General features: G+C 67.3%; 3 protein-coding genes. All 3 read left to right on the forward strand.

The window, feature by feature from the left end; genetic code table 11:
* Positions 1–1,268 (forward strand): methyltransferase (locus tag AC5JJ6_RS04240; RefSeq protein ID WP_496040852.1); only part of this gene is annotated, 1,268 nt, incomplete at its 5' end.
* A 407-nt stretch (positions 1,269–1,675) separates the two neighbouring features.
* On the forward strand, positions 1,676–2,611 hold the full coding sequence (gene bchC, locus AC5JJ6_RS04245; RefSeq protein WP_496040853.1) for a chlorophyll synthesis pathway protein BchC: 936 nt from the start codon (positions 1,676–1,678) through the stop codon (positions 2,609–2,611).
* Positions 2,608–3,594 (forward strand): chlorophyllide a reductase iron protein subunit X, encoded by a 987-nt coding sequence (locus tag AC5JJ6_RS04250; protein WP_044427892.1) that lies wholly within the window; start codon positions 2,608–2,610, stop codon positions 3,592–3,594. The genes bchC and AC5JJ6_RS04250 overlap by 4 nt, the downstream gene beginning before the upstream one ends.
* Positions 3,595–3,668 lie beyond the last annotated feature (74 nt).

Consider the following 3,668-nt stretch of genomic DNA (forward strand, 5'->3'; position numbering starts at 1 on the left):
TTCCTGCCGAAGGAACTGGTGAGGGTCGCAGCATGAAGCCCGCCGGCCATACCCCCGATCACCATGCCGACCATCACCACGATATTCCCCATCGCCGGCTGTCGCAGGTCTGCATGCCGCGCGTCGGCATGGCCCAGATCGGCTTCGGACTACCGCGCCTCGGCGACTGGGTCGAACGGGGCCGCGCCGCCCGCGACCATCTGCTGGCAAGCCCGCGCTTCCGGCGCTGGGCGGCGGCGTTCCCGCTGACGCGGCCGATCGCCCGCAGACGCAGCCGCGACCTGTTCGATCTCTGCGCCGGTTTCGTCTATTCCCAGGTGCTGCTAGCCTGCGTCCGGCTGAAGCTGTTCGACATCGTCGCCGACGGCCCGCGCACCTCGGCGGAACTCGCCCGCCGCCTGGCCCTGCCGGCGGAATCGACCGAACGCCTGCTGCGCGCCGCCCTGTCGCTGCGCCTGCTGGAGAAGCGCGGCGACGACCGCTTCGGGCTTGGGCCTCTGGGAGCGGCGCTGGTGGACAACCCGGCCGTCGCATCCATGGTCGAGCATCATACGATGCTCTATGCCGACATGCGCGACCCGGTGGCGCTGCTGCGCGGCGGCATGCGGACGGAGCTGTCGCAGTACTGGCCCTATTCGACGACGGACAAGCCGGCGGCACTCGGCAACGAACAGACCGCCGCCTATACGGCACTGATGGCCGCGTCCCAGCCGATGGTCGCGGAAGAAGTGCTCGCAGCCTATCCGCTGAACCGGCACCACAGGCTGCTCGATGTCGGCGGCGGCGACGGTACTTTCCTGACCCATGCCGCCGCCAGCGCACCGAACCTTCAGGTCGTCCTGTACGACCTCCCCGCCGTGGCCAAGGCCGCGACCGAACGTTTCCGGGCCGCCGGACTGGAGCCGCGCGCAAGAGCCGTCGGCGGCGACTTCTTCGCCGACCCGCTGCCGATCGGGGCGGATGTCGTCTCCCTGGTCCGCGTCGTCCACGACCATGACGACGATGCCGCCCTGGCGATCCTCCGCGCCGCCCGTCAGGCGCTGGATTCCGAAGGCACCCTGCTGATCGCCGAACCGATGTCCGGAGCCGCCGGCGCGGAACCGGTCGGCGACGCCTACTTCGCCTTCTACCTCCTCGCTATGGGCCACGGCCGCGCCCGCACCCCCGCCGAGCTGACGCGCCTGCTCAACACGGCCGGGTTCTCCCGCGTGCGTCAGGTTCCGACCGCGATGCCGCTGCTGACCGGCCTGCTCGTCGCGCGGCCGTGAGAAGAGGCGTTCATATGCGTCACGTAGACATTTTCCTCTGCCTTCCGCTTCCCTTCCGCCTCCCCCCCTTCCGTCATGCCCGGACTTGATCCGGGTATCTCCCGGCGGAGGCTTACGGGAGGACTTCAACCTGAAGTCCGGATGTCACCCGCTAATCTCCTGAAAGGAGATACCCGGATCAAGTCCGGGTATGACGGAAAAGGGGGAGAGAGTGGGGAGAGAGTGGGAGGAGGAGAGCGAGGGAGCGAGGGAGCGAGGGAGCGAACCAGCCTAAGTCAGCACTCGCGATCTTGACACCCAATCTCGACCATCATGTAAGTATTACTTGACGTAATAAACCGTCAATATAGACTAACAATCAACAAGAAGCCGGCATACAGCCGGGACAATCAGGGGAGCGGGACGACATGGACACGCTTGCCGTTGTGTTCGAAGAGCCGGAACGGCTTTCCCTGCGCAGGCTCGATCTCACTCCGCCGGAAGCCGCCGACGTCACCGTCGATATCCTGTGGAGCGGCATCAGCACCGGGACGGAACGGCTTCTCTGGCTCGGCCGGATGCCGGCCTTTCCCGGCATGGGCTACCCGCTGGTTCCCGGTTATGAATCGGTCGGGCGGATCACCTCCGCCGGCAGGGACTCCGGACGGCGCGAAGGCGAGCTGGTCTTCGTCCCCGGCGCCCGCTGCTTCGGCGATGTCCGGGGTCTGTTCGGCGGTGCCGCTTCCCGCCTCGTCGTCGCCGGCGACCGGGTCGTTCCGGTCGATGAGAACCTTGGCGAGCAGGCCGTCCTGCTGGCGCTGGCCGCGACCGCCTACCACACGATGGCCGGCCACGCCAAACCGGACCTGATCGTTGGCCACGGCGTCCTGGGCCGGTTGATGGCAAGGATCGCCCTGCTCGACGACGACGGACCGGTCACCGTCTGGGAAACCAACCCGGTCCGCTCCGACGCCGGATCGCTCTACCCGGTGATCCACCCCGATGCCGATACCCGGCACGATTACAATGCCGTCTACGACGTCAGCGGCGATTCCGGCCTGCTCAACGCCCTGATCAAGCGCATCCACAGGGGCGGCGAGGTGGTTCTGGCCGGCTTCTACAGCGCCCCGCTGAGTTTCGACTTTTCCCTGGCCTTCATCCGGGAAGCCCGCATCCGCGTCGCCGCCGAGTGGACCCAGAGCGACCTCGCCGCCGTCAAGAAACTGGTCGAGACCGGCAGGCTGTCGCTCGACGGACTGATCACGCACCGCACCGAGGCTTTGGGTGCCGCCGACTCCTACCGCACCGCATTCGGCGATCCCGCCTGCCTGAAGATGATCCTGGATTGGAGACGCTGTTCATGAGCCAGCAAGACCTGATGGAGCGCCTGCGGGCCGAGGCCGCGATCGAGCCGGACCCGGTGACCTCGGCGCCTCCCACCAAGGAAACGCAGATCATCGCGATCTACGGCAAGGGCGGCATCGGCAAGAGCTTCACTCTCGCCAACCTCTCCTACATGTTCGCCCAGCAGGGCAAGAAGATCCTGCTGATCGGCTGCGATCCCAAGAGCGACACGACCTCGCTCCTGTTCGGCGGCAGGGCCTGCCCGACCATCCTGGAAACCTCCACCCGCAAGAAGCTGTCGGGCGAGCCGGTCGCCATCGGCGACGTCTGCTTCAAGCGCGACGGCGTCTATGCGATGGAACTCGGCGGGCCGGAAGTCGGACGCGGCTGCGGCGGGCGCGGCATCATCCACGGCTTCGAGCTGCTGGAGAAGCTGGGCTTCCACGACTGGGGTTTCGACTACGTCCTGCTCGACTTCCTGGGCGACGTGGTGTGCGGCGGCTTCGGCCTGCCGATCGCCCGCGACATGTGCCAGAAGGTGATCGTCGTCGGGTCCAACGACCTCCAGTCGCTCTACGTCGCCAACAACGTCTGCTCGGCGGTCGAGTATTTCCGCAAGATGGGCGGCAATGTCGGCGTTGCCGGCATGGTGGTCAACAAGGACGACGGCACGGGCGAGGCCGCCGCCTTCGCCGCCGCCGCCGGCATCCCCGTCCTCGCCTCAATTCCGGCGGACGAGGATATCCGCCGCAAGAGCGGCAACTACGAGATCGTCGGCCGCCCCGGCGACCGCTGGGGTCCCCTGTTCGAGGAACTGGCGCGCAACGTCGCCTGGGCGCCGCCGGAATGGCCGAGGCCTCTGTCCCATGACGCGCTGCTCGGCCTGTTCAAGGGCGATGCGGTCGGGCGGAACGTGGTGCTCGAGCCGGCCACGGTCGAGGATATGTGCGGCATCGCCGCCGTGTCCAAGCCGTCGCTCGAAGTCATCTACGACACCGTCTGAACGGGCGAGGGAGCCAGCGCATGAACGCGATCAGCCCTGAACCGACCTGCCACGGCGACAAGGCGGACCTCCGC

This window comes from Skermanella sp. (genome assembly GCF_059503625.1).

Coding starts and splice junctions, on each gene's coding strand:
- bchC (WP_496040853.1), top strand. CDS start 1,676: ATGGACACGCTTGCCGTTGTGTTCGAAGAGCCGGAACGGCTTTCCCTG.
- AC5JJ6_RS04250 (WP_044427892.1), top strand. CDS start 2,608: ATGAGCCAGCAAGACCTGATGGAGCGCCTGCGGGCCGAGGCCGCGATC.